7 protein-coding genes are annotated in these 6,000 nt (G+C 39.5%); 3 read left to right on the top strand and 4 right to left on the bottom strand.

The annotated features are described in order from the left end of the window. The first annotated feature begins 152 nt into the window (after positions 1-152). The 3 genes from hxlR to hxlB all read left to right on the top strand — a co-directional run bounded on the left by hxlR (position 153) and on the right by hxlB (position 1,971). Positions 153-509, top strand: coding sequence for a transcriptional activator HxlR (gene hxlR, locus EV207_RS20330; RefSeq protein ID WP_132747988.1), 357 nt, complete (start codon positions 153-155; stop codon positions 507-509). Between the two features lie 245 nt (positions 510-754). Further along, a complete protein-coding gene (gene hxlA, locus EV207_RS20335) occupies positions 755-1,396 on the top strand; it encodes a 3-hexulose-6-phosphate synthase (protein ID WP_132747989.1) in 642 nt (213 codons plus the stop codon). Between the two features lie 17 nt (positions 1,397-1,413). Further along, a complete protein-coding gene (gene hxlB / locus EV207_RS20340; RefSeq protein ID WP_132747990.1) occupies positions 1,414-1,971 on the top strand; it encodes a 6-phospho-3-hexuloisomerase in 558 nt (185 codons plus the stop codon). Positions 1,972-2,382: 411 nt separating this feature from the next. Here hxlB and EV207_RS20345 read toward each other — a convergent pair whose 3' ends face one another. From EV207_RS20345 to EV207_RS20360, 4 genes are all read right to left on the bottom strand, one after another. Further along, a complete protein-coding gene (locus EV207_RS20345; protein ID WP_132747991.1) occupies positions 2,383-2,634 on the bottom strand; it encodes an indolepyruvate ferredoxin oxidoreductase subunit alpha in 252 nt (83 codons plus the stop codon). Between the two features lie 109 nt (positions 2,635-2,743). Then, on the bottom strand, positions 2,744-3,895 hold the full coding sequence (locus EV207_RS20350; RefSeq protein ID WP_243647181.1) for an aromatic ring-hydroxylating oxygenase subunit alpha: 1,152 nt from the start codon (positions 3,893-3,895) through the stop codon (positions 2,744-2,746). Between the two features lie 64 nt (positions 3,896-3,959). After that, entirely contained in the window at positions 3,960-5,111 is a 1,152-nt protein-coding gene (gene solA, locus EV207_RS20355; RefSeq protein WP_132747992.1) for an N-methyl-L-tryptophan oxidase, read from the bottom strand. 30 nt (positions 5,112-5,141) lie between these two features. Beyond that, a partial coding sequence (locus tag EV207_RS20360) for a glycine cleavage T C-terminal barrel domain-containing protein (protein ID WP_132747993.1) occupies positions 5,142-6,000 on the bottom strand: 859 nt, incomplete at its 5' end.

The raw sequence follows: 6,000 nt of genomic DNA on the forward strand, positions 1-6,000 counted from the left end.
ATGTTTTTAATTAATTTATCAAGTGAAATATCACTTATGGCTCTTAGCCTTCTATGTAGTCATCATTATAATATCTATATTTTTTATTTGTAAGTACGCACTTTTTTGTTATATAGTATTAAAAAGCACACTATTTTACATGGAGGGATAATATGGGACATCTTTGCAATAAGACATTTAACTGTGAGAAGGAATTGACACTTTCTATCATCGGAGGAAAATGGAAAATGCTTATCCTATGGCATTTGGGCAAAGAAGGAACTAAGCGATTTGGTGAACTAAAATCTTTAATCCCTAAAATTACGCAAAGGATGCTCGTTAGTCAACTGCGCGAACTAGAAGAAGATCTTATTATCCATCGTGAAGTTTATCCCGTTGTTCCACCGAAAGTTGAATATTCACTGACCAAAAGAGGCGAAACTCTGATGCCGATCCTCGATTCAATGTACGAATGGGGTAAAGATTATATGGAGAATGTTATGAACACCCAGACTGAGTCCATTCAGTGAAATAATTATCTTAATATTTCAAACAAAACCACATGGTGCGGCCTTAAAAAGGTTACACCATGTGGTTTTTGTTTGTAAAAGATGAAATTTCTTTTTAGCGCAATCCCTCATCATGACTCATTAGTATATTTTTTGACACTATATGAATTTAAAGTGCGTACTTCTCATTTTGAAAATTAGAGATTAGAATGGGGTTACATCATAGAAGATTCATAAAATACAAATATTTCGAGGAGTGATCATTCATGGAATTACAATTAGCGTTGGATCTTGTCAACATTCAGGAAGCAAAAGAACTGGTGAATGAAGTTAAGGACCATATTGATATCGTCGAAATTGGGACACCAGTTGTTAAAATTGAAGGTCTTAGAGCCGTAAAGGAAATCAAAGAGGCATTTCCTCAATTGAAAGTATTAGCTGATTTAAAGACAATGGACGCTGCAGCTTATGAAGTCTTAAAGGCCTCCGAAGCAGGCGCCGATATCATTACAATATTGGCAGCAGCTGAAGATGAATCAATCAAAGGTGCTGTTGATGAGGCCAAAAAACAAGGCAAAAAAATCCTAGTTGATTTGATTGCTGTGAAAGATATCGCAACAAGAGCTAAGGAACTTGATGAAATGGGTGTAGACTATATCTGTGTCCATACCGGTTACGACCTGCAAGCTGTAGGACAAAATTCATTTAAAGACCTTCAGACAATTAAAGGTGTCGTAAAAAATGCAAAGACAGCAATCGCTGGCGGCATTAAATTAGACACGCTGCCTGAAGTTATTAAATCACAACCTGATCTTGTCATTGTCGGCGGCGGTATTACCGGAGCGGATGATAAAAAATCGGCGGCTGCTAAAATGGAAGAATTAATTAAGCAAGAGAGTTTTGCTTAAAAAGGAGCATCCCCATTATGAAAACGATTCAATACGCAGCCGAAATTATCAATGAGTTAAATCGGACACTAGATCTCGTCGCTGAAGCTGAGGCCGAGAAGTTGGTAGACCGAATCCTTGAGTCCAGGAAAGTCTTTGTAGCTGGCGCAGGCCGATCTGGATTTATGGCTAGATCCTTTGTTATGCGGATGATGCACATGGGTTTAGATGCCTTTGTCGTCGGTGAAACCGTAACTCCCGGAATAGATAAGGATGACATTCTAATCATTGGCTCCGGTTCAGGAGAGACGAAAAGCTTGGTATCAATGGCGGAAAAAGCCAAAGGCTTAGGCGCATCCGTCGCCGCTGTCACGATTTCACCCGATTCGACTATTGGAAGATTAAGCGATTTTGCTATTAAATTGCCTGCTAAGCCTAAAGCCGGGGCAGACAGTGAATACAAAACGATACAGCCAATGGGCTCTTTGTTTGAACAGAGTCTCCTATTATTTTACGATGCGGTAACATTAAGACTGATGGATAAAAATGAATTAGACTCCGGGACAATGTTTGGCCGACATGCGAATCTTGAATAAGGGAAGAAGTTCTGTTCAAGTTACCCACGTTTTTCAATTTTGTGCCCTAATATTTATTAAGCAGCTTGAGTCCGGTATCTATCCGGACTCAGGTTGTTTTTTTCGTTAATCAGAAAGTATAACTTTCTGACGCACATAAGTGCAACTACGCCTCTGTCTTCACCAAAGGCTCGCCAATCGGCGAGTTTTCTTTATGTAACTGTTCGCAGTTATGAATATAGCGCGTTTACTTACAGGATGCTTCTGCTGTACAAAGGTAATAATATGAAATCCCATCTGGTACTCTTTTGCTAGAGAGGTAGTTCTATTATAATAGGAAGAAACTCGTCAGAGACGAGTTAAATATATGTTTACTTTAATCTCATTTCAACCCACACAGTGTATAGGTCTATACCTTTACATCAACCTTTCTTATTTGGTTATGTTACCGACCTCAAAGAATTTCCGATTCAATTGAATGTACTCATTTTCTTCCTCAGGAACACTATCTTCCATATATATTGCCTCTGCAGGACATACAGTTTCACAAGCGCCACAATCAATACAAATCTCAGGGTTGATAAAAAACATATCCTCCCCTTCTTCTATGCAATTCACTGGGCAAACTTCTATACATTCGGACGCCTTTTCATCTTTACAAGGTGATGTAATAACAAAAGCCAAGTTAATGTCCCCTTTCTTTATTGTATAAAAAATTAGTTAATATTTCGGTTGTTCCAAATTTTTATATTTAGGGACAGGCTCTGCCTTAATTAAGGAGAGCCTGTATTTGTTATTCGGCTTTCAACCCAATAGCTCCTAACACATAATTGTAAAATTTAGAAACATGCTGTTCAAGTGGAACTAAAATTCCGCCATTTTCGTATGCTCTTGATCCCATGTTTTCATGACACCATTGACAAGCAGCGAAATCTTGCTCATTCACGCGATGGAATAGTTCAACAGCATCCATTGGTTCAAAATCATCTCTAGCCATTTCATCGGGATCAAACAGCCAATCACAAATAACAATCGACCGTTCCGGACTAACTGGAAAAATACGATGGGTAATGACATGATCTGGCGTTAAATTAATGAATACATGAGGGACAATAGTCATCCCGTAATATATACGATCATCTTCTGGCAGCAATCCTTTTAACTTTTGCCGATAACCCTTACCACTTAAGGAAAAATACTCAATACCATCTTTAAAAAATGCCCCTGCACCCACTCTATTTTGTGTTCCAACTCCTGAACGGAACTCAGGAAGAGCATCGGTTAATTCAGGATGAATGGACGAACAATGGTAACACTCCTGGAAGTTTTCTACAATGATCTTCCAGTTTGCTTTGACATCATACTCCTTAGTATGACCAACCCTTAGATTAGGGATTTGATATCTGCCGAATGTTGTAAGGTTCCCTAATCTATCAGTAATTTGTTTATTTAACTGATGTTCAACTGACTCTGGATTCTCCGAAAAATTTATCCATATCATTCCATGCCATATTTGAAGGTTTACTGATGCTAAACCATAATTTCCACTATCAATTAATTCTCCACGGCATTCAATCGAACTTGGCACCCCAGCCAAAGAACCATCAAGGGCATAGGTCCATGAGTGATACGGACAACGCAAGGCTTTCGCTTTTCCACAAGGTTCACTGCAAAGTGTTGCTCCGCGATGCCGGCACACATTTAGAAAAGCACGAAGAACCATGTCTTTCCCTCTAATAATTAGAACGTTTTCATCATTCACCCTCGTTGTGATATACTGACCGTGTTCCGCAACATCGTATTCATAGCCAACAAAAAGCCATGATTTTCCAAATATATGCTTTTTTTCTAAATCGAAAATTTCCGGTGATGTATACAAATTTCCTTTTAATGTAGATTGGATTTTCGATTGGACATTCCCCTTATACATTACATCGTCTACCATTTGTTACTCCTCCTTAATGGAAAAATTAAAATAGAACAATATAAAAGGTCCAATTCAACAAAACTTACTTATACACAAAGCGTTTCGGACTGAATAAATCAATCTGATGTTTTGTTTTTCCAGTTGTCGCTAAGTCAGCCAAAATCTCTCCGACAACGCTGGCAAACTTAAATCCATGTCCTGAAAATCCGGCCGCAATAGTAACCTGAGGGTGATCCGGATGTGCAGAAATAACAAAATGTTCGTCAGGTGTGTTTGTATACATACATGTTTTCCCTTGTAAAAAACGACCGTTTAATTCCGGAAGAACTTGAGCTAGATATTCTCTCATCATTTCCACTTCATGTTCATGGACTATTCGATCGATAGTCTCTGGTGTACAAGGTTTACCCTTTCGAAAGAAGGCGACTTTTACCCCTTCAGCACCTATCCCAAAAGAAGGAAAACCATATAATTGTTCATAATCATCTGCTTCCAAGATATAAATCGGTTGTTTTCCAATGCGGAATGGTTCTATCCCTCCTATTGGTTCAAAGAACATTTGAATTTGGCGTTCTACTTGTAAATTTAACCCTATGTCTTCCAGTAATTGCGGAGCCCATGATCCCGCTGAAATAATTATTTTCCCTGCTTCATATGTCCCGTTATTTGTAAATACACGTACACCTTCACCCGAAGGATGTGCTTCCCATGATTGAACTGATTCAAAGAATCGAAGGTCTGCACCATGCTTTTCTGCTTGAAGAAGATGTGTATATACACTAAGCTCCGGTCTTACGAATCCTGCCTTTTCTTCGTATAGCGCCATGGTATTAGGAGATGGATTAAACAACGGGAAACGTCTGCGAATATCATCGGGATTTAGCAACTCATATTCGAGGTCCCATTTTTTCGCGCTTTTAATGCTTCCTGACACAGTTACACTGTCAGGAGGACCCATCATTAATCCTCCTGTAACTGTCAACACCTCTTCCCCGCTTTCCCGGCCAATCTCATCCCATAATTCGTATGCACGAAGCAATAATGGAACATAGGCAGGATCCTCAAAATATGATTGTCGAATGATTCTTGATCCACCATGGCTTGAGCCTTTGTCATGTGCCGGACCAAATTGCTCGAGTCCAAGCACTTTCTGACCTCTTTTTGCTAATTGGTAGGCAGAAGTACTGCCCATTGCTCCTAAACCAATGATAATAACATCATAATTGGTTGACATGTTAACCCTCCCTAGCGCTTTAATCTATATTTATTGGGTTGTCACAGCTGTTTCAGTCAACATTTTAGCCGACAGGCGTTGACCAAAATATTCAACACTTAATACATGACTTTCTGCGGATTCGGGTGATAAAAGCGCATACATAATTCCCTTGCCTTTACTGTAGTCAAAGCCGGCACTCGTCACGAACCCTGCTGCTTTATCCCCATCAAATACCGGTTCATGCCCCATCACAACTGTTGATGGATCATCTAGCAGTAATGGTGTTAATACTAGTTTTGCTCCTTGTGCCTTGCGTTCAAGCAAAGCTTTTTTCCCTAAAAAAGCAGATTTAGTCATGTCAACCATATGTTCAAGTCCTGCTTCATAAGGATCATGTTCACTCCAGAAGTCCTTGCAGCTTCTTGGAATCAGTGATTCGATTCGAAGATTTTCAAGTGCACGGTCCCCTGCAGCAATAAGCTGGTGGCGGCGGCCTGCTTCGAACAGTTCATCCCATAAAGGCAATGCTTGATCCATTGATGTGTAAAATTCCCATCTTTTTAATCCTGCATAAGAATCATACACGGCAAGGACCTGAACATTTTTGATAAATAATTCTTTGGCCTGTCCAATTTCCCATGTCCCTATCTCAAACAGGGGATCAAGGATGTCCATAATCTCGTTTGCCTGGCCGCCCAGTATACTAAGACCGCACATTCCAGCAGTTAAGTCTTGAATTAAAACCCGGCTGTCTGTTGGTAACTGTTTTTTTATCCAGCTTGCTCCAACAGCTCCTGTGCAAAGAACAAAAAACTGTATATGGCAAAATAAAAGTACATAGTAATGCAGCGTAAAAATACATAACGCTGCACAAGCAAAAAAATAAAAAGGCTTGCCAGCCTCCAAA

This window comes from Scopulibacillus darangshiensis, from assembly GCF_004341035.1.
GTDB lineage: Bacteria > Bacillota > Bacilli > Bacillales > Sporolactobacillaceae > Scopulibacillus > Scopulibacillus darangshiensis.